General features: G+C 72.3%; 21 protein-coding genes and 2 pseudogenes. 15 read left to right on the top strand and 8 right to left on the bottom strand.

Features of this window, described 5'->3' with window-relative positions:
- Positions 1-148: 148 nt before the first annotated feature.
- From ACSYGN_RS13990 to ACSYGN_RS13970, 5 genes are all read left to right on the top strand, one after another.
- Positions 149-2,506, top strand: a complete 2,358-nt coding sequence (locus ACSYGN_RS13990) for a hypothetical protein (protein ID WP_460395417.1) — start codon at positions 149-151, stop codon at positions 2,504-2,506.
- A gap of 169 nt (positions 2,507-2,675) precedes the next feature.
- Complete coding sequence (locus ACSYGN_RS13985; RefSeq protein WP_460395415.1) at positions 2,676-3,695, top strand: ABC transporter ATP-binding protein; 1,020 nt, start codon at positions 2,676-2,678, stop codon at positions 3,693-3,695.
- Positions 3,692-4,432, top strand: a complete 741-nt coding sequence (locus ACSYGN_RS13980; protein ID WP_460395413.1) for an ABC transporter permease — start codon at positions 3,692-3,694, stop codon at positions 4,430-4,432. The genes ACSYGN_RS13985 and ACSYGN_RS13980 overlap by 4 nt, the downstream gene beginning before the upstream one ends.
- A gap of 89 nt (positions 4,433-4,521) precedes the next feature.
- A complete protein-coding gene (locus ACSYGN_RS13975) occupies positions 4,522-5,682 on the top strand; it encodes a sensor histidine kinase (RefSeq protein WP_460403450.1) in 1,161 nt (386 codons plus the stop codon).
- Positions 5,679-6,293, top strand: coding sequence for a response regulator transcription factor (locus tag ACSYGN_RS13970; protein WP_460395411.1), 615 nt, complete (start codon positions 5,679-5,681; stop codon positions 6,291-6,293). The genes ACSYGN_RS13975 and ACSYGN_RS13970 overlap by 4 nt, the downstream gene beginning before the upstream one ends.
- Positions 6,294-6,460: 167 nt before the next feature.
- On the opposite strand, the gene ACSYGN_RS13965 is transcribed toward ACSYGN_RS13970, so the two are convergent.
- Complete coding sequence (locus tag ACSYGN_RS13965) at positions 6,461-7,312, bottom strand: transglutaminase family protein (protein WP_460395409.1); 852 nt, start codon at positions 7,310-7,312, stop codon at positions 6,461-6,463.
- A 255-nt stretch (positions 7,313-7,567) separates the two neighbouring features.
- Positions 7,568-8,617, bottom strand: a pseudogene (locus ACSYGN_RS13960) (GNAT family N-acetyltransferase); the annotation flags it as partial.
- Positions 8,618-8,757: 140 nt separating this feature from the next.
- Between ACSYGN_RS13960 and fdxA the strand changes: the two are divergent.
- Both fdxA and ACSYGN_RS13950 read left to right on the top strand, forming a co-directional pair.
- On the top strand, positions 8,758-9,078 hold the full coding sequence (gene fdxA / locus ACSYGN_RS13955) for a ferredoxin (protein WP_460395407.1): 321 nt from the start codon (positions 8,758-8,760) through the stop codon (positions 9,076-9,078).
- Between the two features lie 196 nt (positions 9,079-9,274).
- Positions 9,275-10,378 carry a bifunctional succinyldiaminopimelate transaminase/glutamate-prephenate aminotransferase gene (locus ACSYGN_RS13950; protein WP_460395405.1) on the top strand — a complete coding sequence of 368 codons (1,104 nt, stop codon included), beginning with the start codon at positions 9,275-9,277 and terminating at the stop codon, positions 10,376-10,378.
- A gap of 86 nt (positions 10,379-10,464) precedes the next feature.
- Here ACSYGN_RS13950 and ACSYGN_RS13945 read toward each other — a convergent pair whose 3' ends face one another.
- The 3 genes and pseudogenes from ACSYGN_RS13945 to ACSYGN_RS13935 form a co-directional block, all read right to left on the bottom strand.
- Entirely contained in the window at positions 10,465-10,914 is a 450-nt protein-coding gene (locus tag ACSYGN_RS13945) for an ATP-binding protein (RefSeq protein WP_460395403.1), read from the bottom strand.
- A 439-nt stretch (positions 10,915-11,353) separates the two neighbouring features.
- Positions 11,354-12,442, bottom strand: coding sequence for a heavy metal transporter (locus ACSYGN_RS13940; RefSeq protein ID WP_460395401.1), 1,089 nt, complete (start codon positions 12,440-12,442; stop codon positions 11,354-11,356).
- A 120-nt stretch (positions 12,443-12,562) separates the two neighbouring features.
- Positions 12,563-13,548, bottom strand: a pseudogene (locus ACSYGN_RS13935) (IS5 family transposase).
- Positions 13,549-13,829: 281 nt separating this feature from the next.
- Here ACSYGN_RS13935 and dapE point away from each other — a divergent pair.
- A complete protein-coding gene (gene dapE / locus ACSYGN_RS13930; RefSeq protein ID WP_460395399.1) occupies positions 13,830-14,936 on the top strand; it encodes a succinyl-diaminopimelate desuccinylase in 1,107 nt (368 codons plus the stop codon).
- Between the two features lie 82 nt (positions 14,937-15,018).
- Positions 15,019-15,777 carry an LOG family protein gene (locus ACSYGN_RS13925; protein ID WP_460395397.1) on the top strand — a complete coding sequence of 253 codons (759 nt, stop codon included), beginning with the start codon at positions 15,019-15,021 and terminating at the stop codon, positions 15,775-15,777.
- 376 nt (positions 15,778-16,153) lie between these two features.
- On the opposite strand, the gene folP is transcribed toward ACSYGN_RS13925, so the two are convergent.
- Entirely contained in the window at positions 16,154-17,014 is an 861-nt protein-coding gene (gene folP, locus ACSYGN_RS13920; protein WP_460403448.1) for a dihydropteroate synthase, read from the bottom strand.
- Positions 17,015-17,173: 159 nt separating this feature from the next.
- Here folP and ACSYGN_RS13915 point away from each other — a divergent pair, with 159 nt between their 5' ends.
- Both ACSYGN_RS13915 and ACSYGN_RS13910 read left to right on the top strand, forming a co-directional pair.
- Complete coding sequence (locus ACSYGN_RS13915; protein ID WP_460395395.1) at positions 17,174-17,575, top strand: DivIVA domain-containing protein; 402 nt, start codon at positions 17,174-17,176, stop codon at positions 17,573-17,575.
- On the top strand, positions 17,572-18,192 hold the full coding sequence (locus tag ACSYGN_RS13910) for a DNA-3-methyladenine glycosylase I (protein ID WP_460395393.1): 621 nt from the start codon (positions 17,572-17,574) through the stop codon (positions 18,190-18,192). The genes ACSYGN_RS13915 and ACSYGN_RS13910 overlap by 4 nt, the downstream gene beginning before the upstream one ends.
- A 44-nt stretch (positions 18,193-18,236) precedes the next feature.
- On the opposite strand, the gene chcB is transcribed toward ACSYGN_RS13910, so the two are convergent.
- Positions 18,237-19,067 (bottom strand): 2-cyclohexenylcarbonyl CoA isomerase, encoded by an 831-nt coding sequence (chcB, locus tag ACSYGN_RS13905; protein WP_460395391.1) that lies wholly within the window; start codon positions 19,065-19,067, stop codon positions 18,237-18,239.
- Between the two features lie 351 nt (positions 19,068-19,418).
- Between chcB and ACSYGN_RS13900 the strand changes: the two genes are divergently transcribed.
- On the top strand, positions 19,419-19,586 hold the full coding sequence (locus ACSYGN_RS13900) for a DUF3117 domain-containing protein (protein WP_003966491.1): 168 nt from the start codon (positions 19,419-19,421) through the stop codon (positions 19,584-19,586).
- Positions 19,587-19,750: 164 nt separating this feature from the next.
- On the opposite strand, the gene ACSYGN_RS13895 is transcribed toward ACSYGN_RS13900, so the two are convergent.
- Positions 19,751-20,383 (bottom strand): O-methyltransferase, encoded by a 633-nt coding sequence (locus tag ACSYGN_RS13895; RefSeq protein WP_460403446.1) that lies wholly within the window; start codon positions 20,381-20,383, stop codon positions 19,751-19,753.
- 442 nt (positions 20,384-20,825) lie between these two features.
- Between ACSYGN_RS13895 and sigE the strand changes: the two genes are divergently transcribed.
- From sigE to ACSYGN_RS13880, 3 genes are all read left to right on the top strand, one after another.
- Positions 20,826-21,539, top strand: a complete 714-nt coding sequence (sigE, locus tag ACSYGN_RS13890; RefSeq protein ID WP_460403444.1) for an RNA polymerase sigma factor SigE — start codon at positions 20,826-20,828, stop codon at positions 21,537-21,539.
- On the top strand, positions 21,536-22,513 hold the full coding sequence (locus ACSYGN_RS13885) for an anti-sigma factor family protein (protein ID WP_460395389.1): 978 nt from the start codon (positions 21,536-21,538) through the stop codon (positions 22,511-22,513). Before sigE ends, ACSYGN_RS13885 begins: the two co-directional genes overlap by 4 nt.
- An 80-nt stretch (positions 22,514-22,593) precedes the next feature.
- The gene (locus ACSYGN_RS13880; protein ID WP_460395387.1) at positions 22,594-24,225 is read left to right on the top strand and encodes a S1C family serine protease; all 1,632 of its coding nucleotides are present in this window, start codon (positions 22,594-22,596) and stop codon (positions 24,223-24,225) included.
- Positions 24,226-24,271 lie beyond the last annotated feature (46 nt).

Here is a 24,271-nt window from a genome sequence, read left to right as displayed (position 1 = left end):
ATTCCCCATCCGGCGTGGATTACACGTCAGAAGTGGCCAGTATGGTGGTGCGCGCCGCCGAGCCGCCCGAGCATGAGGTCCAAGCACGATGCGTGAGGTCGAAGCATGAGGTCGATACGGGCGGCGGAGCCAACCGGGAGAACCTGCCTTGAGTCGTGAAACTGACACTCCGTCCTCCGGGCCCAACGGCCGCGGAGGCGCCGCGTACCCCTCGGGGACACCGCCCTACGGCACCCCGAAGGTCTCCGACGCCGGTGCGGACGCGTCCCGTTCGGGTACGCCGTCCGAGGACCGCAAGACGGAGACCACACTGACGACCAGGATCCGGATCAACATCCCCGGATCCCGGCCGATTCCGCCGGTCGTCGTCCGCAAGCCCGTCGGGGATGCCGATGGGTCCGCCGGCGACGACGGCACGGACGCCGCTGCCGCTTCTCCGGAGCGTCCGGCGGGTCCGTCGGGCGGCCTGCCCGCCGTGCCGAGCTCGCCTGCCGCGCCTGCGGCCCCGGCCAAGGAGAAGCCGGCCAGCGACTGGTTCGCGCCCCGCAAGTCCTCCGGCCCCAAGGCCGGTCAGGGCGGCGGCGGTACCAACGGTGCCGGGATGCCCGGTGGTTCACCGGCCAGTGGTTCACCGGCCGGTGGTCCGCCGACCCCGGGAGCCGTATCCGGAGCCCCGGGTGCGGCGCCGCGCGGCGGTGCCCGGCCCGGTGGGGTCGTCGGGTCCGTGAGCGTGCCCGGCGGCGTCCGGGGCGGCACCAACGGTGCCGGTCTGCCCGGCGCCACCGGTGGCCCCGTGGCCCCCGGCCACGGCGGCGGCACCGGCTCCTTCGACGTCACCGAGGCGCTCTCCGCGGGCTCCCGCAGCACCGGCCCCCGCCCGGGCCAGGGCGGCGGCACCCCGGACTCCCGCCGCGACGACCTCCCGTACTTCTCGGAGGACTTCGCCGACGACGGCGCCGATGGTGCCGATGGTTTGGGCGGCTTTGACGGGTTCGGTGGCTTTCCGGCCAACGGCGGCCCGGGTGGTCCCGGTTCAGGGTCTGCCATTCCCGGTGCTCCCGGTGGTCCGGGCGGTGTCGGCGGCGCCGGTGGGTTCAACGGTCCGCGTGGGCGTGGCGGTGCGGGCGGTCCCGGCCGTCCGCAGGGTCCGGCAGGCCCGACCGGTGGTCCGGTCACCGGTACCGGCCCCGTCATCCCGCCGGTCGGCGGCGGCGTGAACGGCATGAGCGGCCGCGCGCCCGTCGGCAGCCTCGGCGACGACACCGCGGAACTCACCCCGCAGCCCCCTGTCGGCGGCCCCGGCATACAGGGCTTCGAGGGCTTCGACAGCTTCGGCGCCCCCTCGGACAACGTCTCCGGGCACACCGTCACCAGCGGCATCCCTGTCGTACCGCCCGCCCCGTCCTCGCCGTTCGGGCCGGGCGGGCGCGGCGACGGCGCGATGCGCACCCCGCCCCGGCTGCCCGAACCGCCCGCCCAGAGCAAGCCGGTCAATCAGGGCAGCCAAGGCAGTCAGGGCAACCAGAGCGCGGCTCCCACCGGCAAGAAGGCCAAGAAGGCCAAGAAGGGCCGCAGCAAGCTCGTCCTGCTCGGCGGTGTCGTGGTCCTCGGCGGCTTCGGTGTCTACGGCGCCGGTCTCCTGATGAACCACTCCGACGTGCCCAAGGGCACCACCGTCCTCGGCGTCGACATCGGCGGTGGCACCCGTGACGAAGCGGTCAAGAAGCTCGACGACGCCTTCGGTGACCGGGTCAACCAGCCGCTGAAGCTGTCGGTCGGCGGGAGCACGGTCTCGCTCCGGCCGGACAAGGCGGGTCTTCAGCTCGACACCACCGCCACGGTCGCCAAGGCCGCCACGAGTGACTACAACCCCATCTCGGTGATCGGCGCCCTGTTCGGCCAGAAGCGGGTCGTCGAGCCCGAGATGCCGGTCGACGAGGAGAAGCTGGAGGCCGCCCTGCAGGCCGCCTCCGGCGGTGCGGGCTCGGTCGTCGAGGGCTCGATCAACTTCCAGTCCGGCAAGGCCGTCGCCGTCTACGGCAAGGCGGGCAAGGGCATCGACGCGGCCGCCTCGACGAAGGCGGTCGAGGACGCGTACCGGACGATGGTGGAGACCAACTCCGCGAGCACGGTCAGCGTGCCGACCACCACCAAGCAGCCGACGGTGTCCAACGCCGAGGTCGACCGTGAGATGAAGGAGTTCGCGAAGCCCGCGATGTCCGGTCGCGTCACCGTACGGACCGACGCGGCGCACAGCATCCAGTTCGGCTCGCTTTCGCTGCCGAAGATCCTCGGCGTCAAGGCCGTGGGCGGCAAGCTCGTGGAGACGTACGACCTCGACGCGCTGAAGGCGGCGTACGGCAGCACCTTCGACGGTGTGCAGATCGAGACGGCGACCGGGAAGCGCGGTGTGCTGCCGCAGGACGTCGTCGGTGTACTGCGTACGGCGCTGCGCGGCAAGACGACGGCGGAGCGGGTCGGGGTCATCAACACCACCCAGAACTGAGGCCGACAGCAGTCAGAGGAGGGGCGTCCGGAATACCCGCCGGGCGCCCTTCCCATATGTCCGCATGCCCGCCGCCGCCCCTGTCACCCCGCCCGCATGACATCTGTCATCCCGCACTCTGGATCGACGGCACTGCCGTGCCCCGCCACCGGCCGCCAGCATGGTGGGCATGACGACGACAGCGGCGCAGACCGCGGCGCAGACAGTGGCGAAGAGGACGGCCGGGGCCGGGGGGACCACACCCGTGGTCGTCTTCGACCAGGTCGGCAAGACCTACGGCAACGGGAAGGTACGGGCCGTCGACGGGCTCACGCTCCGGCTGCACCCCGGGGAGACCGTGGCCCTGCTCGGTCCCAACGGCGCGGGCAAGTCGACCACCCTCGATCTGCTGCTCGGGCTCAAGCAGCCCGACACCGGCACCGTCCGGGTCTTCGGCACCGGTCCGCGCGAGGCGATCGTCGCCGGACGGGTCGGCGCGATGCTCCAGAGCGGCGGGCTGATGGACGGGGTCACGGTCGCCGAACTCGTCCGGCTCGCCTGCGAGCTGCACCCCCGGCCGTACCGGACCCGTGATGTGCTGGCTCGCGCCGGGATCTCCCAGATCGCCGACCGCAAGGTCGACAAGCTCTCCGGCGGCCAGGCCCAGCGGGTCCGCTTCGCCCTCGCCACCGCCGGCGACAGCGACCTCATCGTCCTCGACGAGCCCACCACCGGCATGGACGTCTCCGCCCGCCAGGCGTTCTGGGCGACCATGCGCGAACAGGCCGACCAAGGTCGTACGGTCCTCTTCGCCACGCACTACCTCGAAGAGGCCGACGCCATCGCGGACCGGGTGCTGGTGCTGCACCGGGGGCGGCTGCTCGCCGACGGGACGGCCGCCGAGATCAAGGCGCGGGCCGGGGCCCGCCGCGTCTCGTTCGACCTGGACGGCATGGAGGGCACGGAGGGCACCGCGGACGAGGGCGCGCTGCGCGGGCTGCCCTTCCTGACCTCGATCGACATGTCGGGATCCACCGTCCGCATCCAGTCCACCGACGCCGACGCCACCGTCCACGCGCTCTACGGCCTCGGCGTCTACCCCCGCAACCTCGAAGTCACCGGACTCGGGCTGGAGCAGGCGTTCGTCGCGATCACCGCCGCCGAAGAGGCCAAAGAAGCAATGCACGCCAAGGAGGCCACGCAGTCATGACCGGTCTGATCAGGCTCGAACTCGTCCGCGCCCTGCGCAACCGCAAGTTCCTGTTCTTCTCGGTGATCTACCCCTCCCTCCTCTTCCTGCTGTTCTCCAGCAGCTCCGGCTCCGGCAGCGAGGTCGACGGCACCGGCCAGACCGTCGCCATGTATCTGATGGTGTCCATGGCGTCCTTCGGCGCGCTCACCGCCGTGCTGATGGGCAACAGCGAGCGCATCGCCAAGGAGCGGGAGAACGGCTGGGTACGGCAACTGCGGCTGACCCCGCTGCCGGGGCGCGGCTATGTCCTCGCCAAGACCGCGGGCGCGGCGGTGGTGAGCCTGCCGTCGATCGTGGTCGTGTTCCTGGTGGCAGCCGTGGTGCAGGACGTGCGGATGGCCGCCTGGCAGTGGCTCGCGCTCGCCGGCGCCATCTGGGCGGGCAGCCTCGTCTTCGCCGCGCTCGGTGTCGCCATCGGCTATCTCGCCAGCGGGGACGCGGTCCGTCCGATCACGATGATCACCTACTTCGGGCTGTCCATCCTCGGAGGGCTGTGGATGCCGAGCACCACGTTCCCGCAGTGGCTCCAGGACATCGCGAAGTGGCTGCCCACCCACGCGTACGCTGCCCTGGGGAGGTCCATCGAACAGAGCCAGGCCCCGCAGCTCCAGGACATCGCCGTACTCGCCGCCTTCTTCCTGCTCTTCGCGGGCGGCGCGGCATGGCTGTATCGGAAGGACACGCTGAAGGCGTGAGTGCCATGACACAAACCACGCTCCCCTCGGAGCCCCTGCGGGACCCCGTGGTCCCGCCGGGGCGGCTGTCCGGCGACCGCCGCTCGGTGATGCGGCGCAAGGTGGTGTGGATCGGTGTCTGGCTGGTCTTCCTCAACCAACCGGTCGGCGACCTCCTCGCCGGGCACCACACCGTCGCGGGCACGGTCGCGGGCTGGCTGGGTCTCACCGTGTTCGTCGCGCTGTATCTGACGCTGGTGTTCCGCCGTCTGGGTTTGCCGCACATACCGAGGACCGTGCCCGCCGTCCTCGTGGCCCTCGCGGTCCTCGCGACGGTGCTCGGTCTCACGCTCGGCGCGAGCTGGCTCGGCCTGTACTGCTACGTCTCCGTCGCCTGCGCGGTCACGCTGCGGCTGCGGCACACGTACTGGGCGATCCCGGCGACCGCCGTGACCATGCTCGTGGTCGGTCTCAAGGTCGGCGAGCAGGAGGCACGGGACCTGTTCCTGCTGGTCGTGCTGATCGGGGCCGCGATGACCGGCGTGGTCCAGCTGATCCGTACGACCGTCGAACTGCGCCAGGCCCGCGCCACCGTCGCCCAGCTCGCCGCCAACGAGGAACGCCTGCGCCTCGCCCGCGACCTGCACGACCTGCTCGGCCACTCCCTGTCCCTGATCACGCTGAAGAGCGAACTCGCCGGGCGGATGCTGCCCGGCCATCCCGACCGCGCCGCACAGCAGGTCGCCGACATCGAACAGGTCAGCCGCCAGGCCCTCGTCGACGTCCGCGAGGCCGTCACCGGCTACCGCAGGCCCCGGCTCGCCGCAGAACTCGCCGGGGCCCGGGTCGCGCTGACCGCGGCCGGGGTCGCCGTGCAGGTGCCGGACGAGCCTGATCTCGGCGGTGTGCCCGAGGAGAGCGAGTCCACGCTGGCCTGGGCGCTGCGCGAGGCCGTCACCAACGTCGTACGGCACAGCGGCGCCGACCGCTGCACGGTGGAACTGCTGCACCGCCAGACCCTGGACGGCCCGGTCCTCGAACTCTCCGTCGAGGACGACGGCCCCGGCGATCCCGGCGGGAGCAAGGGCCACGGGAACGGCCTCACAGGCCTCACCGAACGGCTGGAGAAGGCGGGCGGGACGCTGGAGGCGGGACGGGTACGGCACGGTTTCCGGCTGGTCGCCCGGGTTCCCGCCGTCCCCGTGGACCCCGCGGACCCTGCGGACGACGGCACTGAAGGCATCAGGGCCGACATAGGATCCCGGGCATGACGGGAACGATCAAAGTCCTGCTGGCCGAGGACCAGTCGATGGTCCGTGAGGCGCTGGCCGCGCTGCTCGGTCTGGAGGACGACATCGAGGTCGTCGCCCAAGTGGCGCGCGGCGACGAGGTCCTGGCGGCGGCTCGGGAACGCGGCGTGGACGTCGCCCTCCTCGACATCGAGATGCCGGGCTGCACCGGTATCGAGGCGGCGGCCCAGCTGCGCAGGGAACTTCCCTCGGTGGCCGTCGTCGTCCTCACCACCTTCGGGCGCCCCGGCTATTTGCGCAGCGCCATGGAGGCAGGCGCCGGTGCCTTCCTGGTCAAGGACGCCCCGGCCGCCCAACTCGCCGCCGCCGTGCGCAAGGTGCTCGCCGGTGAACGGGTCATCGACCCCACCCTGGCCGCCGCGGCCCTCGCCGAGGGCGCCAACCCCCTGACCGACCGCGAACGCGAGATCCTCCGCGCGGCGGCCGACGGCTCCACCAACGCCGAACTGGCCGCCGCCCTCCACCTCTCCCAAGGCACGGTCCGCAACTACCTCTCGACAGCCATCCAGAAACTCGCGGTCCGCAACAGGGCGGAGGCGGTACGCATCGCCCGAGAGAAGGGGTGGCTGTAGGGGCTGGAGGGGCACTTGGGGCGCCTGGGGCGCCTGGGGCGTGTGTGGCGGGCTTCGGGGCTGCCCAGGCATGCGGTGAGGGCGCGGAGGACGGCACAGCGACCTTGTGGGGCCTGCTGAGGGGCTGTTGGCTACGGGGTGGCGGCCAGGCGCCGTAGGACCCGGGGCTAGTTGAGCAGCGCCCGGGCCGCATGGGCCTGTTGGCGGGCCTTGGTCGCTGTCGGGGCGTCGACGACTTCCACCAGGTTGGCGTAGGCGTCCAGTTCTGCCGCGCCCGATGTGTAGTCCCCGCGCTGGACGAGGAGTTGGGCGCGTTCGTAGCGCAGCCGGGCGGGGTGGGAGGGGAGCAGGAGGGAGAGGTCCACGGCCCACAGGGACACCTCCGTGCACTCCGGGCGGGCCGCCGCCCACGCCCGTATGTTGTTCAGGATCCGCAGCACCAGGTCCAGCGGCTCGGCCGGAGTCAGCATCGACGGATGCAGCGGCGCTCCCGTCGCCCCGGCCACCAGCAGCTCCGCGTCGGGCCCCGTCAGCACCCGGCCCCCCTCGAACGGGTCCGCCAGCACCTGCTCCTCCGCCGCCCCGAACCCCACGACGAAGTGTCCCGGCAGCGCCACCCCGTACACCGGAGCCCCCGCCCGCCGCGCCACCTCCATCCACACCACGGACAGCAGGATCGGCAGCCCCCGCCGTCGCACCAGCACCTGGTGCAACAGCGACGACTCCAGGCGCTGGTAGTCCGTGGCCGACCCGCCGAACCCGCACCGCTGCCCGAGCAGCTCGCACAGCGCCGCCGCCCAGGCCCGCGGCCCGCCCGGCCGGAACGGCAGCCGGCCCGCCAGCTCGTCCAGCTCGATCTGCGTGACGTCCATGCCCGCCTCGTCCAGCGCACCGTCCGCCACCGCCCCGATCAGCAGGCACAGCGCCGACAGGTCCGGCCGCTCGGACCGGGCCTCCGCCGCGAACCGCTGCCGCAGTTCGGCGGACCGCTCGGGCGTCGGGGGGAACGGGGAATCCATAGCTGGGTCGTGCCCTCTCACCGCGGGTCTTTACCGGCCTTCGCCATAAAACGCCGGGATTCGTCAGAATTGACGGAGATCGGTGGTCGTGCCATCGGATGTGGCGCTGTCTTCGGCCGTGGTCGTGCCACCGGCCGTGGTGGCGCCATCGGCTGTGGTCGTGCCACCGGCCGTGGCGCCTTCGGCGGTGGTCGTGTCACCGGCTGTGTCGGTGCCATCGCCCGTGGCGGGGTCATCGGTGTCCGGTGCGGGGTCATCGGCGTCCGGTGCTCGGTAGTGGTGGTACGCGTGGTGCGCCGCGAAGCCCAGGCCGCCGTACAGCTCCCGCGCCCCCGCGTTGTCCGCCTCCACCTGGAGCCACGCCGCCGACGCGCCCTCCTCCAGGGTCCGCTGGGCCAGCGCCGCCATGACCTCGGTGGCCAGCCCCCGGCGTCGTAGCGACGGGTCGACCTCGACGGCGGCGAAACCCGCCCACCGGCCGTCGACCACGCACCGTCCGATCGCGGCGGGAGCCGACCCCCCGGCGCCCGGTATCGACGCGAACCACACCGAGGGCCCGCTGCTCAACACCTTCAGGGCCACCTCGTCGACGCCCTTGCGCTGGTAGCGCGCCAGCCAGGCCTCGTCGGCGCGGCGGGACAGCACGACCCCGGCGCCCTCGGCCCGGTCGGCGACCGGGGCCAGTGCGCCGACCCACAGCCCGGCCGTCACCTCACGTACCCATCCGCGCCGCTCCAACTCCGCGCACAGCAGTTCCTCGGTGCCCTCGGCGCCGGTCGCGGTCTGTACGTAGGCGGGCAGGCCCCGTTCGCCGTACCAGCGCCGTACGACGTCCAGCGCCTCGTCCAGCGGCAGCCCGGGGGTGCCGAGCGGCAGCACCGAGTTGGCGCGGCGGGTGAACCCGGCGGCGGCGCGCAGTTCCCAGTCGCCGAGCCGTTCGCTCTCCACCGGACGCCAGGCGCGCGCGGCGACCCGCGCCAGCTCCCGGTACGAGGTGGCAGGGCCCCGGCGCCGGGCCGGGGCAGTTGTCACGCGGCGCGAAGCGCCTCCTTGAGGGGCGGTGGTCGGGTGGCGGGTGGGAACGACCTTGCCCGCGACCAGCTCGGACTCGGCGAAGCGCACGCTCTCGCCGTTCTTGCGTGTGATCGTCAGCACACCGTCGTCCCACGATGTGAGCACACCCACCGTCTCGGTGAATGTGCCGTTCGTGATCACCCCGTCGAGCAGACGCCGTACGGAGACCCGTCTGCCCACGTCAGCGGCTGTGATAAGGACTTCCAGGCGCGCGCCGAGCGAGAAATCCACAGGTCTGTTCACCCCTCATGTTCGGATCATGCCCGAGAACGGAGATACTAGGGGCGGGCATCGACGACGCCGCGCTCCCGCGCGCCAGGCGGCGGAGCCTGGTCAGGCCCGCCAGCGCCCTATCGAGGAGGAACGACAGCGTGACCTACGTCATCGCAGAGCCTTGTGTCGACGTCAAGGACAAGGCGTGCATCGAGGAGTGCCCGGTCGACTGCATCTACGAGGGCCAGCGGTCCTTGTACATCCACCCGGACGAATGTGTCGACTGTGGAGCCTGTGAGCCGGTCTGCCCGGTCGAGGCGATCTTCTACGAGGACGACGTACCGGAGGAGTGGAAGGACTACTACAAGGCGAACGTCGAGTTCTTCGACGACCTCGGCTCGCCCGGCGGCGCCAGCAAGCTGGGTCTGATCGAGCGCGACCACCCCATCGTCGCCGCGCTGCCGCCGCGCGCCGAGTAAACCGGCAGGCGGAACGCACCGACGCGCCGCCTCGGTCCCGTACGGCCTCGATCACCCCGATCGCCTTGATCGGGCCGCCGTACGGGGCCGAGGCGTTTTGCCGCAGCAGCAACCACGTCGGCCATCACGCCGAGACCACGCGCAACACGAGACCACGCGCAACAACCGCAGCAGCGCTGAAAGCGAGCCAGGAACCGTGTCCGGATCGTCCCCCGTCGCCGACCGTCTGCCCACCTTCCCCTGGGACAGGCTGGAGCCCTACAAGAAGACGGCCGCCGCGCACCCGGACGGCATCGTGGACCTGTCCGTCGGCACCCCGGTCGACCCGGTCCCCGAGCTTGTCCAGAAGGCGCTGATCGCCGCGGCCGACTCGCCCGGCTACCCGACCGTGTGGGGCACGCCGCAGCTGCGTGACGCGATCACCGGCTGGGTCGAGCGCCGTCTCGGCGCCCGCGGGGTCACCCATCGGCATGTGCTGCCCGCCGTCGGCTCCAAGGAACTGGTCGCCTGGCTGCCCACCCAGCTCGGCCTCGGCCCCGGCGACCGCGTCGCCTACCCGCGCCTCGCCTACCCGACCTACGAGGTCGGCGCCCGGCTGGCCCGCGCGGAGTACGAGGTCTACGACGACCCGACCGACCTCGACCCGGCGAACCTCAGGCTGCTGTGGCTGAACTCGCCGTCCAACCCCACCGGCGAGGTGCTGGACAAGGCGGCGCTCACCCGGATCGTCGGCTGGGCCCGCGAGCACGGCGTCCTGGTCTTCTCCGACGAGTGCTACCTCGAACTCGGCTGGGAGACCGACCCGGTCTCGGTCCTCCACCCCGACGTCAACGGCGGCTCCTACGACGGAATCGTCGCCGTCCACTCCCTCTCCAAGCGCTCCAACCTCGCCGGATACCGCGCCGCCTTCCTCGCCGGTGACCCGGCGGTGCTCGGCCCGCTCCTGGAGATCCGCAAGCACGGCGGCATGATGACCTCGGCGCCCACCCAGGCGGCGGCGGTCGCGGCCCTGGGCGACGACACCCATGTGCGCGAGCAGCGGGAGCGGTACGCGGCCCGTCGTACGGCGCTGCGCGAGGCGCTGCTCGGCCACGGCTTCCGCATCGAGCACAGCGAGGCCAGCCTCTATCTGTGGGCGACCCGGGACGAGTCCTGCTGGGACACCGTCGCCCACCTCGCCGAGCGCGGCATCCTCGTCGCGCCGGGCGACTTCTACGGCACCGCGGGCGAGCGCTTCGTGCGGGTGGCGCTCACGGCGACGGACGAGCGGGTGCGGGCGGCCGTGGGACGGCTGGCGTGAGCGTCGTCTGAGAGTCCGCAGACGGACGTGCCACGGGGCCCGGGGTGACTTCCCCGGGCCCCGTCGCACGTCTGCGAGGTGCTGCCTCAGCCGATCGGCAGACCGCCCTTGGTGACGGTGTCCGTCGGCAGGCCGCCCTTCGGAGTGGACTTGGTGGCGGACTGTGCGGTCCTGGCCGTCGTGCCGACCAGCCGGCCGGTCTGATGGGTGGCGTTGGCCGCGGTCTTCCGCACCTGCGGCGCCGCCTTCTTCACGGCCTTGCCACCCGCCTTGCCGCCGACCTTGCCCGCGACGGGCGTCGCCTGGTCGACCGCCTGGCCGCCGGCCTCGCCCGCGAGCCGCGTGACGTGCTGCGCGGTGCCGTCCACGGTGTTGGCGGCGTGCGCCCCGTCCAGAGCGGTCAGACCACCGAGATCGGGGGCGGCCGGCAGAGCGGGGGCCGCGCTCGCGGAACCGGCGGCACCGACCCCGGCGGCCGCTCCGGCAGCGACCAGCAGCGCGGCACGGGCGATCCGGCGGGTCAGGGGGAGGGACATGGTGCTCCTTCGACGGGAGAGAACGGTGAGAGTGGTGAAGTGTTGCGCCGCTCCCGGCGGTTGGCCGGGCCGGGCCGGTGGATGACCGACCGGCCGGGGGGTCTCCGGGCGCGGACGCAGTGACTACCGCTCGAAGGGCGCGAAGGTTGCGGCGGCGCCATGCAAAGAGTTGGCAATGCGTCGCATTATCGGCTGCGGATGAATTCGGGCAAAAGGTGCCCGGTGTGATGGTCGGCGGAATGCCTACGGCCCTTGTCTCGCAAGGGCTCGGGTGCCCGCGGGGGTGACCTGGCGAAAACCTGCGCGCGGTGGTGCGGAGGGACGCCCGGTGCAACCCCTGCGGGGGAGGGGTCGTACTACTGCCCGGTCTGCTGCCGGGACTGCTGCGGGTCTGCTGCGGGGTCTGCTGCCGGGTCTATTGCCCGGCCTGCTGCCCGGTCTACTGTCCGGTCACGATCCGTACGGAAGTGGTCGTGGACCCGGTGCTGCCACTGCCCGTTCCCGTTCCGGTGGCCACAGCGGTCGGGACCCACAGGCTGTCGATGCTTCCGGCGGCCCATTCCCGGCCCGCGTAGGTGACGCGGCGGATGTGCAGGGCGGACGCGTTGGCCACGGCCCACTGGGCGAGCTGCCAGCCACGCTGCTTGGTGGTGAGCACGTCCTTGGTGCTGGGGCCGGTGCCGGTCGCGTCGGAGGTGGAGCTGGTGGTCGGGTTGTCCGATGAGCCCCTCGTGGCCGTGGGCACCGGCACGACGACCGTGCGCCCGTCGCTGCCGGTGCTGGCGCTCGGTACCGGCACGGGCTTCGGCGTCGCGCCGTTCACCTCCGCCGCGGCCTCCTGGAACGCGTCGCGCCCGAAGTCCCGTACCAGAGCCTCCCGTACCGCGTTCGGGCCGGTGGCCGTCGATGTGGTGTCCGGACGGCCCTGACAGGTCAGCGTGGCCCCCGCGTGGCCGGTGAGCGCGGCCGACAGCAGCGTGGCGGCCGTCTCGTGCTTGGCGTACGCCTCCGGGTAGCCGCTGCGCTGCACGCGCTGCGCCGCCACGGTGAGCGGGAGTTCGGCGTATTCGGGCACCCGGACGAGATGCTCGTAGAACACGCCCGCCGCGTACGACGGGTCCATGATCTGCTTCTCGGTGCCCCAGCCCTGGGAGGGCCGCTGCTGGAAGAGACCGAGTGAATCCCGGTCCCCGCCTTCTATGTTGCGCAGCCCCGACTCCTGGAGCGCGGTCGCCAGCGCGATGGTCACCGCCCGCTCGGGCATGTCCCGGCCCGTGCCCACGGTGGCGATCGTCGCGGCGTTGACCGCCTGCTCCGGCGAGAACTCGTAGACCGCGCCGGTGCCCGAGGCGGAGACGACCTTGCAGCCCGGGCCTCCGGCGCCGCCGGTGACGTACTGCATGACGACGTACCCCGCGAGAGCGGCGAGCACCACGAAGGCGCCCAGGAAACGCAGGAGTCGCCCGTGACGCCTGGGTCGCCGGGTGCGCTGGGGATACGGGGGACTGGTGGGGGGCGGCTGTGACACGCGTACAAGGTACTGGAGGCATGGGGAGCAGTCGCCTCGGGTGTACACACCTGGTATGGGTGCCTGTTCGGGCGGCGGGCGGGTAGTCGGCCGGTGGCTAGGTCCTGTCTGGAGTTCGGATCACGACTGCGGTGCGATGCTGCGGAGCCAGAGCATCGCACCGCACAGATGCAGTCCGGCCTCGTAGCTCTCCGGGGTCTTGTCGAAGCGGAACGCGATGCCTCGCCAGTTCCGCAGCCGGTTGATGCACCGCTCCACGGTGTTGCGCTCGGTGTACAAGGCCGCGTCGTGGCTGACCGGGCGACCGCCCTTCGAACCGCGCTTCTTCCGGTTGGCGGCCTGGTCCACCTTCTCCGGGATCACCGCCCGGATTCCACGACGCCGCAGGTAGCGGCGGTTACGGCGGCTGGAGTAAGCCTTGTCCGCGGCCACTGCGTCCGGTCGGGTCCGGGGACGCCCGACCGGCCCGCGCACCTTCACCCGCTCCAGGACCGGGACGAACTGCGGGCTGTCGCCGGCCTGTCCGGGGGTGAGCACAAACGCCAGCGGACGGCAGCGCCGGTCGGCCGCCAGGTGAATCTTGCTGGTCAGCCCTCCCCGGGAACGCCCCAGTTGTGCGGCCTTCAGACGGGCCCGGTGCCGTCGGCGGGCCCGTCGCCGCTCAGCGCCCGCGTCGTCCTCGCACTGTCCGTCCTGCGGCTGTTGTCCCTCCACGGCGCCCCCTTTTCGGACTCGGCGGCCGCTTCCAGGGCCGCCAACTGCTCGGGTTCCAGTGCCATCCCGGCGGCGTGGTGGTGCGCCCGTGCTGTCGCCGAGTCCACGCTGACCAGGCCCAGGTCCGCCTGACCCCGGTCAGCGGCCTCGGCGATCACCGCCTCCATCAGGTGCTGGAAGACGCCCTGCGTCGCCCAGATCCGGAAGCGGTCGTACGCGCTCTGCCAGGGCCCGAACTCGCTGGGCAGGTCGCGCCAGGGACTGCCCGTGCGGAACCGCCACATCACCGCGTTGAAGTGTTTCCGCAGGTCGGGGATGGGCCCGACTGCGGCGATCGGAAGGTGGGGCTCGATCAGGGCCCACTGCTCGTCGGTGAGATCGCCTCGCGCCATGGCCGATGGCCTATCAAGGAGGGACCCCATGACGCAGGCGATCTACCGAACTCGTGATCCGGACTCCAGACAGGACCTAGTGCCGCGGCAGGCAACGTTTGCCCGTGAAGGAGCGGCGTCCGGTGCGTGCTCTCGGCGTGCCGGCCGGAGGCCCTCGTACTGGACGTACTCGGGTCTTCGGCCGGTGCGGCGAGAGTGCGTGCCGGGCGTCGCGACGGGGCGAACGTTGCCTGTCGCGGCACTAGGGGGTCTGGCCGGTGGCGCGGGTTAGGGTCGACGGCATGGCCGACACCTCGCAGGACCCGCTCACCTCGACCCCGTCGCTCGACCTCACCCTGGACGCCGCCGAGCTGACCGCGGCGCTGGTCGACTTCCCCTCGGAGAGCGGTACCGAGAAGCCGCTCGCCGACGCGATCGAGAACGCGCTGCGGGCCCTGCCGCACCTCACCGTCGACCGCTACGGCAACAACCTGGTGGCCCGTACGGACCTGGGCCGCCCGGAGCGGGTGATCCTCGCCGGACACATCGACACCGTGCCCATCGCCGACAACGTGCCCTCCCGGCTGGACGAGGACGGCGTGCTGTGGGGATGCGGGACCTGCGACATGAAGTCCGGCGTCGCCGTCCAGCTGCGTATCGCGGCCAGCGTCCCGGACCCCCGGCGCGACCTCACCTTCGTCTTCTACGACAACGAGGAGGTCGCCGCCGATCTCAACGGCCTGAAGCATGTCGCCGAGGCCCGGCCCGAGTGGCTTGAGGGCGACTTCGCGGTGCTGCTGGAGCCCTCCGACGGCGAGGTGGAGGGCGGCTGCCAGGGCACGCTGCGGATGCTGCTCAGGACCGGCGGCGAGCGGGCGCACTCCGCCCGCAGCTGGATGGGGTCCAACGCGATCCACGCGGCCGCGCCGATCCTGGCCCGCCTCGCTGCGTACGAGCCGCGCTACCCCGTGATCGACGGCCTCGAGTACCGCGAGGGTCTCAACGCGGTTGCCATCACCGGCGGCGTGGCCGGGAACGTCATCCCCGACGCCTGTGTCGTCACCGTCAACTTCCGCTATGCGCCCGACCGTACGGAGGCGGAGGCGATCGCCCATGTGCGCGAGGTGTTCGCGGACTGCGGGGTCGAGGAGTTCGTGATCGACGACCACACCGGCGGCGCCCTGCCCGGCCTGTCCCACCCGGCCGCGGCAGCCTTCATCGAGGCGGTGGGCGGCACCCCGCGCCCCAAGTACGGCTGGACGGACGTCTCCCGCTTCTCGGCCCTGGGCGTCCCCGCGGTCAACTACGGCCCCGGCAACCCGCACTTGGCGCACAAGCGGGACGAGCGGGTGGAGACGGCGAAGATCCTCGCGGCGGAGACGCGGCTGAGGGCTTGGCTCATGGCCTGAGGGCGGATCGGCTGAGGTCCGTTTTTCGGGACCGCCCTGGATCTAGGCTGAGCCGAGACAGCCGCAAGCGGAGGGAGCGCACATGGCCAACGGGAATCCCGCGGGCAGGAACCAGCGGCCGGCGGAGCGCCGGCTGGGCCCCGTCCTCCGTCGGAGGGACCAGGTCCAGGCCAGCACCACCGACCAGCGCCTCCTCGACCAGGGCGGGCCGACGGACTGGGTCCACACCGATCCCTGGCGCGTCCTGCGCATCCAGTCGGAGTTCATCGAGGGCTTCGGCACGCTCGCCGAACTCCCGGCGGCGATCAGCGTCTTCGGCTCGGCACGCACGCCGGTCGACTCGGCGGAGTACGAGGCCGGTGTGCGGCTCGGCCGGGGGCTCGTGAACGCGGGGTTCGCCGTGATCACCGGCGGCGGGCCGGGCGCCATGGAGGCGGCCAACAAGGGGGCGTGCGAGGCCAACGGGATCTCCGTGGGGCTGGGTATCGAGCTGCCGTTCGAACAGGGGCTGAACCCTTACGTCGACATCGGGCTGAATTTCCGGTACTTCTTTGTCCGGAAAATGATGTTTGTTAAGTACGCGCAGGGATTCGTGGTGCTTCCGGGCGGGCTCGGCACCCTCGACGAACTCTTCGAGGCGCTGACCCTCGTCCAGACCCGGAAGGTGACCCGCTTCCCCATCGTGCTGTTCGGCACGGAGTACTGGGGCGGGCTGGTGGGGTGGCTCAAGAACACGGTGACCGCCCAGGGCAAGGCGTCGGAGAAGGACCTGCTGCTGTTCCACGTCACGGACGATGTGGAGGAGGCGGTGGCGTTGGTGTCCAAGGAGGCGGGTCGCTAGCCGCGGGGCTCGCAGTTGATCCGGGGGCTGCGCCCCCGGGCCCGGAGTGTTGGCTCGGGGCTGCGCCCCGGCCCTTTTTGCCCACCCGCCCGCCCGTCTCGGTTGGCTGCATAGCCCCCGCTCCCGGGGCTCCGCCCCGGTCCCCGCAGTGTGATCCGGGGGCTCCGCCCCCGGATTTCCCACCCACCCGCCCGTCTCGGTTGGCTGTGTGGGTGCCCTTTCAGCCTGCCGAGTCGGGTGGTGGGTGGGCATAGGCCGGGGGTCCAGGGGGCGGAGCCCCCTGGGACGGGAGCCGGCGAGGGCCCAGCCCGCGTACCCACCCGCACCGGGGTGCGGAGGGCGGTGCCCTTACGAAGGGGGTGGGGCAGCCGCGGCGCTACGCCAACCCCCGCCGAGCCACCGCAGGGCCCCGGTGGCCCAGGACCGCCGCCACCATCTCCAGCACCTGCCGGGTCTCGGCAACCTCATGCACGCGGTACACCCGCGCCCCCAGCCACGCAGAAACAGCCGTAGTCGCCAGCGTCCCGATCAATCGCCCCCTGACCGGCAGGTCCAACGTCTCGCCGACGAAGTCCTTGTTGGACAGGGACACCAGCACAGGCCACCCCGTGGCGACCATCTCGTCCAGCCGGCGGGTCGCCTCAAGGCTGTGCCGGGTGTTCTTCCCGAAGTCGTGCCCGGGATCGATCAGCACCGCGTCACGCCGCACGCCAAGGTCGACCGCCCGCTCGGCCAGACCGACGGTCACGCGCAGGATGTCGGCCATGACATCGTCGTAGGTCACCCGGTGCGGCCGGGTCCGGGGCTGTGCCCCGCCCGCGTGGGTGCACACCAGCCCGGCCCCGTACCGCGCGGCGACCTCCGCGAGCCGGGGATCGACGCCGCCCCACGCGTCGTTCAGCAGATCCGCCCCCGCCTCGCACACGGCCTCGCCGACCTCGGCACGCCAGGTGTCCACGCTGATGACCAGGTCGGGGAACCGCCGCCGTACCTCCGCGACGAAGCCGACCGTGCGGCGCGCCTCCTCCTCGGCGGTGACCTCCTCGCCCGGCCCGGCCTTGACCCCGCCGATGTCGACGATCGCGGCGCCCTCCGCCACGGCCTGCGCCACACGCGCGAGGGCGGGTTCGTCGCGGAACGTGGCCCCCTGGTCGTAGAAGGAGTCGGGGGTCCGGTTCACGATCGCCATGATCACCGGCTCGTACGGCCCGAACTCACGCCTGCCCAGCCTGAGGATCCCCTGTGACATCTGCTCCCACGTCCCTGTCATCGCCCGTCCGTGACCCTAACGGCCGGGCTCGCATGGCACGATCGGACCCACACACATTCGACACCGAGCACACGAGCACAGCGGTACGCCGGACACACCGGCGCGCCGGGCGTTGGGGGCCCAGCCATGGTCATGTTCCTGTTCCTGGTCGTCGCGCTCGCCGTCGTGGTCGGCGCGGTGACGCTCGCCGTGGTGGGCGGCGGCGAGGGCACCACCGGCCCGCTGCCCGAGGCGGCCCCCGAGCACCTCGACGACCCTCTCCCGCCCGACCGGCCGGTGGCCCGCGAGGACGTGGAGAACCTCCGCTTCCCGATGGCCGTCCGCGGCTACCGCATGGCCGACGTGGACGACGCCCTCGGCCGCCTCGCCGCCGAGATCGACGAGCGTGACGCCCGTATCTCCGACCTGGAGTCCGCGCTGGCCGGGGCCAGGTCCGCCTCCCACGGCCAGGGCCAGAACCATGAGCAGCACCCTGGACGGCAGCCCGGGCAGCCCGGGGCTCATCCCGGGCCCGAGGACCCCCGATGAGCGATACGACCGCTGCCGACGTCACGGGCGTCACCGGCGCCGCCCTCGCAGGGCCCGACGGCGCGCTGCGCTGCCCCTGGGCGCTGTCCACCGAGGACTACGTGACGTACCACGACGAGGAGTGGGGCCGCCCCCTCCACGGCGACGATGCGCTGTACGAGCGGCTCTCCCTGGAGGCGTTCCAGTCCGGGCTGTCCTGGATCACGGTCCTGCGCCGCCGCCCCGGCTTCCGTACCGCCTTCGCCGACTTCGAGATCGCCGCGGTGGCCGCCTTCACCGACGACGATCGTGAACGCCTCCTCGCCGACCCCGGCATCATCCGCAACCGCGCCAAGATCGACGCCACGCTCGCCAACGCGCGGGTGCTCGCCGACTGGGGCCCGGGTGAGCTGGACGAGTTGATCTGGTCGTACGCCCCCGACGCGGCGAGCCGGCCGGCGCCGCGGACGCTCGCCGACGTCCCGGCGGTCACCGACGGGTCGACGGCCCTGTCGAAGGCCCTGAAGAAGCGGGGCCTGCGCTTCATCGGGCCGACGACCGCGTACGCGCTGATGCAGGCCTGCGGGCTGGTCGACGACCACCTGGAGACCTGCATCAGCAGACGCCACCCGGCATGACCGAACCGGCCTGACCCAACGGCGGGTCTGACCGAACCGGTCTGCTACCGGCCCAGGTACTTCGCCTTCTTCTTGTTCACGAACGCCTCCACCGCGATCGCGTGGTCCTCGGAGCCACCCGCCAGGGTCTGGAGCTCGTCCTCCTTGTCCAGGGTCTCCGTCAGGGAGTGGGTGAGCCCGTACGCCAGGGACTCCTTGAGCGCCGCGTACGCCACCGTCGGCCCCTCGGCCAGCGCCCGGGCCACCCTCTCGCCCTCCGCGCGCAGATCGGCGGCCGGGACGAGGCGGCTCGCGATGCCGAGGTCGTAGGCCTCCTGCGCAGTGATGCTGCGCGGGAAGAGCAGCAGGTCGGCGGCGCGCCCGGGGCCGACCACCCGGGGCAGGGTCCAGGAGACGCCGGAGTCGGCGGTCAGGGCGACCCCCGCGAACGACGTGGTGAAGACCGCGGTGTCCGCGACCACCCGGTAGTCGGCGGCCAGCGCGAAACCGAGGCCGGCCCCGGCCGCGACGCCGTTCACCGCGGCGACCACCGGCTTGGGCGCCCCGGCCAGCGCCCGCACGATGGGGTTGTAGTGCTCCCGCACCGTGCGCATCGTCTGCCCTTCGCCGGCCTCTCCGGCCTTGCCGGCCGTCCCGGCCTCGCGGTCCGCGGCCAGCAGCCCGATGTGCTCCTTCAGGTCCTGGCCCACGCAGAACGCCCGGTCCCCGGCGGCGGTGAGCAGGATCGCCCGGACGGCCGTGTCGTCGGCCGCGGACCTGACCGCCTCGCGGAGGGCGACCTTGGTCGCGATGTCCAGCGCGTTCATCGCCTCGGGGCGGTTCAGCACGATCGTCGCGAGCCCGTCGCTCACCTCGTGGAGCACGGTGTCGGCCATGAGTCGTCCTTTCCGGTGCTGTCCTGGGTTCCAGGACAGCATGGCGGAGATCTACGCCGGTGCACCTGCACGGTCATATGTGAGCTGCGTCAAGGAATTCCGGCCGGGCGGGGGGAGCGTGGGCGGGTGCGGGGGCGCGCAGTATCGCAGTCGCATCCCCGAATTGGGTGGTTTTGCTCGCGCGCGTTGCCCAAGCGATGCCTACCGATGTTGGTCATCGGGTCCTGAGATGCGGGATAATGGCTTGGAAGCAATGTGTTCGATGCCGGTGTCGCGTGTCCTGTGCGGATCGCGCGTGCCCTCCAGGGGCCGTCGGCTGACAATGAGCTGGTTTCAGGAAGGGGAACGAGCATGGCGGCCATGAAGCCGCGGACGGGTGACGGCCCGCTCGAGGTGACCAAGGAGGGGCGGGGCATCGTCATGCGAGTTCCGCTCGAAGGCGGCGGTCGGCTCGTCGTCGAGCTGACCCCTGACGAGGCCGACGCGCTCGGCGACGCCCTCAAGAAGGTCGTGGGCTGACGCGCAAGCGACCCTACCCCTGCAACCGCCCCGGCATCGTCTGAATCGGTGCCGGGGCGGTTGTTTCCGACACATTCGGCGCCTCCGGTACACCGTGACCGGTCCGGTACACCGTGAGCGTACTCAGCGCCCCACCGCGCTCAGCGTTCGACCGTCGACCGCGCTCAGCGCTTGAGCGCGCACAGCAGCCCGTCGCCCACCGGCAGCAGCGAGGGCACCAGCTCCTGGCTCTCGCGGACCGTGCGCAGCAGCTCCCGCAGCCGCAGCACCTCCGTCGGCTGCGGACCCGAGTCCACCGTGCGGCCGTGCGCGAAGACGCCCTCGAACACCACCAGGCCGCCCGGACGGAGCAGCCGCAACGATTCAGCGAGGTAGTCGAGGAACTCCATCCGGTCCCCGTCGCAGAACACCAGGTCGTAGCCGGCGTCCGCGAGCCGGGGCAGGACGTCCAGGGCGCGGCCGGGGATGATCCGGGCCCGGTTGGAGGCGAAGCCCGCGGCGCGGAACGCCTGGCGGGCGAACTGCTGGTGCTCCGGCTCCGGGTCGACGGTGGTCAGTACCCCGTCCGGCCGCATGCCGTGCAGCAGATGGATCCCGGAGACCCCGCAGCCGGTACCGATCTCCGCGACCGCCTTCGCGTCCACGGTGGCGGCGAGCAGCCGCAGCGCGGCGCCCGCGCCGGGGGACACCGAGCGGAGCCCTGCCTCGCGGGCCCGGGCGCGGGCCCAGCGCAGCACCTCGTCCTCGGCGACAAAGGCGTCGGCGAACGCCCAGCTCGTCTGCCGGTTGGCGGTAATGACCCTCTCCTGTCCCCGTGGTTGCCTGGGCGTGACTGTATCCGTTGGTCGCGGGAACCCGCAGATGGGACCGCGCGTTTAGAGGGGTGGAAGAGAGAGTGCGAGAGAGAACCGCGGGACGACGGGGAGGGGCGGGGAGCTGCGGATGGACGACTATGACAGGCCAGGGCCCGAAGACGGCCTCGAACCGGGGTGCGGGCGCGGTCTCGGGCAGGAGCTCGGGCGGGGGCTCGGGCGCGGTCTCGGACAGGGTCTCGGGCCGGCTCAGGTGCGAGGGTTCGAGCAAGTGCTGACGCAGCCGGATGAGCCGTATCAGCCCAGATCAAATTCTCGTAAAACCGCTTATCCGGAGCTAACGGGCGAGGTGGCTATGGTAGGGGCTCCACTGGACACCACCAGAGCCGACAGGGGAGGTGCGGCTGCGCCTGTGGATCGCGGAGGAGTGCTGCGGCGCTTCCTCGGATCGGCGGGCAGGCCGAAATCCGTGAACGACAACGCTGCTGACCAGAGTCACGCCGCTGACTTCACCCAGACCGCGACTTTCTCCACCGACGCGGACGGGCAGGCGTGGACTCCGCCCACCTGGGAGGAGATCGTCAGCACGCACAGCGGCCGCGTCTACCGTCTGGCCTACCGCCTCACGGGCAACCAGCACGACGCGGAGGACCTCACCCAGGAGGTCTTCGTCCGTGTCTTCCGTTCCCTGTCGACCTACACACCGGGCACCTTCGAGGGCTGGCTGCACCGCATCACGACCAACCTGTTCCTCGACATGGTGCGCCGCAAGCAGCGCATCCGGTTCGACGCGCTCGGTGAGGACGCGGCGGAGCGGCTGGCCAGCAGGGAGCCGACCCCGCAGCAGCTCTTCAACGACGCCCACTTCGACGCGGACGTGCAGCAGGCGCTGGACACGCTCGCGCCCGAGTTCCGCGCCGCCGTCGTGCTGTGCGACATCGAGGGGCTGTCGTACGAGGAGATCGCCGCGACCCTGGGCGTCAAGCTCGGCACCGTGCGCTCCCGGATCCACCGCGGCCGTTCGCAGCTGCGCAAGGCCCTCGCGCACCGCTCGCCGGAGGCCCGTGCCGAGGCCCGCGCCGAGCGCCGGTCGTTCGTGCCCCGCGTTCCCGCCCTCGGAGGAGGGAGCGCGACCGCGTGACCGCATCACGACTGACATCCGCCGCGAGCCAGTTCGCGGAACAGCACCTGGGAGACCGGCTCTCCGCCCTGGTGGACGGTGAGCTCGGCCATGACGCGCGCGAGCGTGTCCTGGCGCATGTGGCGACCTGCCCGAAATGCAAGGCCGAGGTCGACGCACAGCGCCGTCTGAAGAACGTGTTCGCGGAGGTGGCCCCGCCCCCGCCCTCCGAGAGCTTCCTGGCCCGGCTCCAGGGGCTCCCCGGGGGAGGTGACCGGGACGGCGACGGCGGTGCCTCGCCGTTCGGGGGACCCACCGGCGGCGGCCTGTTCGGAACGGGCGGACTGAGCGGTGCGCGCCGCCCGGAGCCGTTCTCCTTCGGCTACGTTCCCGCCCGCCCCGCCCACCAGAACAGCGCCGCGTCCGCGCTGGCGCCGTCCGCCCCGGACCGCGGCTTCCGTGTCCACCCCGTCACCCGGCCCGACGCCGACCGTGCGGCCTCACGCGGACTGCGGTTCGCCGTCGCGGCGGCCGGCGCGGTGTCGCTGGCCGCGGTCGCGCTCGGCGGTGTCACCGGCGGCGTACCGGCCGACACCTCCGCCGACGCCCGCGGCGGCACCGGCTCCGGCAGCAATATGACCCCGGCGCGCACCTCGGGTTCGGGGGCCGCCACGGCGCCCGAGAACCAGCGGCGGCGCCAGACCGGGCCGCTGCTCGCCCAGGGCCAGAGCGGACGCCCCCTGCTCGGCCAGACCGCGGTGGTGCCCACCTCGGTCTCCGCACCGCTGCTGCCCGGGGCCTCCTCCCCGGCCCCCGGGCAGGGCATCCGTGCGCTCACGACACCGGTCATGGCCGGTGCCGCGGTCATGTCCCCGCTGATCCGACCGCTCACCGCGGCCGCCCCGGTGTCCCTGACCACCTCACCCGCCACCCCGGAGGTCACGGCCCCCGGAGTCCTCGCCGCACCCGCCCCCGACCAGACCTCCGCCCGCTGACCCCGGAACCTGGTTGAATCCCCGGTGAGCCGTGTCCCACCGATCACCGGGGAGCGGCACCGGGCAATGGCGGGGAGAACATGACCGAGGGTCAACCACCGGAATCCAGGCGGGCCCCTGCGGGGGGCACAGACGGCGGCGACATAGACGGAGACACCGGCGGAGACACCGGCGGAGACTTCGAACTGGCGCTGCCCGTGAGGCCGTCGGCCGAGGGGGACTACGAGCTGCGCGGACCGGACGAACCGTCACCCGCCGACGCCGACGCGGTTGCGGATCTCGCTGGTGACCGTCCCAAGCCGTTGCACGAGCCCGATCACTACAGCACCCCGCCGTACGGCCGACCGGGCCCCTGGGCCCCGGCCCCACCGGTCCAGCACCCCGCCGCGACCCCGGCCCCGATCCCAGCCCCAGCCCCGATCCCGGCCCCGGCCACCGCGCCGGAGCCTGCGGCAGTGGTCCCTGGAGAATCCGACTCCGTCCCGCCCGCCGACCCCGGCGGCACCGAACCCTGGCAGCGCTATGACCCCTGGGCCGCGTCGACCGCCCAGGGGCCCTTCCAACTGACCGGTGCCGCCGTCCCCACCGAGCAGCAGCGGCGCAGGAAGGGGATGCGGGTGCTGATGGCCGGGGTGCTGGCGGTGGCGCTGGTCTCCGGGGGCGTCGGAGGGGTCGTAGGCGCCTATCTGGAGCGGCACCACGAGGTGGGCGGGGTGACGCTTCCACAGGCCGCGAAGGAGCCCGCGGGGCGGGCGCCTGACAGCGTGGCCGGGATCGCGGCGCGGGCCCTGCCCAGCGTGGTCACCCTGCATGTGACCGGTACCGACGAGTCCGACACCGGTACCGGGTTCGTGCTCGACACCCGCGGCCACATCCTCACCAACAATCACGTCGTCGCAGCAGCGGCGTCCGGCGGCGAGATATCCGTCGTGTTCAGCGGCGGCGACACCGCGAAGGCGAAGATCGTCGGGCGTGACGCCGGTTACGACCTCGCCGTCGTCCAGGTCAGCGGGGTGTCCGGGCTGAAGCCCCTGCCGCTCGGCAACTCGGACAACGTCCAGGTCGGCGACCCCGTCGTGGCCATCGGCGCCCCCTTCGACCTCGCCAACACCGTCACCTCCGGCATCATCAGCGCCAAGGAACGGCCCATCACCGCCGGAGGCGACGGCAGCGACGGCAGCGACGTCTCGTACGTCGACGCCCTCCAGACCGACGCGCCCATCAACCCCGGCAACTCCGGCGGGCCGCTCCTCGACTCCCGGGCCCGGGTCATCGGCGTCAACTCGGCCATCCGGTCCGCCGACAACGGCTCCGACTCCGACACCGGGCAGGCGGGCTCCATAGGCCTCGGCTTCGCCATCCCGGTCAACCAGGCCAGGCGCGTCGCCGAGGAACTGATCGGCAAGGGGAAGGCCGCCCATCCCGTCATCGGCATCACCCTCGACCTGCAGTACACCGGGGACGGCGCACGTGTCAGGGCCCAGGGCAACGACGGCGGGCCCGCGGTCGCGGTCGGCGGCGCCGGGGACCGGGCCGGGCTCAAGGCGGGCGACGTCATCACCGGGGTCGACGGCCAGCGCGTCCACTCGGGTGAGGAACTGATCGTCAAGACCCGCGCCCACCGCCCCGGCGACCGGCTCCGGCTCACCGTCCGCCGCGACGGCGCCGAGCGGTCCGTCGCCCTCGTCCTGGGGTCGTCCGACCGGAACTGACCGGACGCGTACGGCAAACAACGTGGAAAACCGTTCTCACAGGTTC

The organism is Streptomyces sp. YIM S03343 (assembly GCF_054729195.1).
Note: the sequence above shows the minus strand (reverse complement) of the source record. Positions and strands in the feature narration are given on the sequence as shown.

What these genes read in the sequence shown, in the direction of transcription:
- ACSYGN_RS13980 (WP_460395413.1), top strand. Translation starts at nt 3,692, where the DNA reads ATGACCGGTCTGATCAGGCTCGAACTCGTCCGCGCCCTGCGCAACCGC.
- ACSYGN_RS13925 (WP_460395397.1), top strand. Translation starts at nt 15,019, where the DNA reads ATGGCCAACGGGAATCCCGCGGGCAGGAACCAGCGGCCGGCGGAGCGC.
- ACSYGN_RS13900 (WP_003966491.1), top strand. Translation starts at nt 19,419, where the DNA reads ATGGCGGCCATGAAGCCGCGGACGGGTGACGGCCCGCTCGAGGTGACC.
- ACSYGN_RS13915 (WP_460395395.1), top strand. Translation starts at nt 17,174, where the DNA reads ATGGTCATGTTCCTGTTCCTGGTCGTCGCGCTCGCCGTCGTGGTCGGC.
- ACSYGN_RS13910 (WP_460395393.1), top strand. Translation starts at nt 17,572, where the DNA reads ATGAGCGATACGACCGCTGCCGACGTCACGGGCGTCACCGGCGCCGCC.
- ACSYGN_RS13945 (WP_460395403.1), bottom strand. Translation starts at nt 10,914, where the DNA reads ATGTCCCTCCCCCTGACCCGCCGGATCGCCCGTGCCGCGCTGCTGGTC.
- ACSYGN_RS13965 (WP_460395409.1), bottom strand. Translation starts at nt 7,312, where the DNA reads ATGGATTCCCCGTTCCCCCCGACGCCCGAGCGGTCCGCCGAACTGCGG.
- ACSYGN_RS13975 (WP_460403450.1), top strand. Translation starts at nt 4,522, where the DNA reads ATGCGGCGCAAGGTGGTGTGGATCGGTGTCTGGCTGGTCTTCCTCAAC.
- ACSYGN_RS13880 (WP_460395387.1), top strand. Translation starts at nt 22,594, where the DNA reads ATGACCGAGGGTCAACCACCGGAATCCAGGCGGGCCCCTGCGGGGGGC.
- dapE (WP_460395399.1), top strand. Translation starts at nt 13,830, where the DNA reads ATGGCCGACACCTCGCAGGACCCGCTCACCTCGACCCCGTCGCTCGAC.
- ACSYGN_RS13970 (WP_460395411.1), top strand. Translation starts at nt 5,679, where the DNA reads ATGACGGGAACGATCAAAGTCCTGCTGGCCGAGGACCAGTCGATGGTC.
- ACSYGN_RS13985 (WP_460395415.1), top strand. Translation starts at nt 2,676, where the DNA reads ATGACGACGACAGCGGCGCAGACCGCGGCGCAGACAGTGGCGAAGAGG.
- chcB (WP_460395391.1), bottom strand. Translation starts at nt 19,067, where the DNA reads ATGGCCGACACCGTGCTCCACGAGGTGAGCGACGGGCTCGCGACGATC.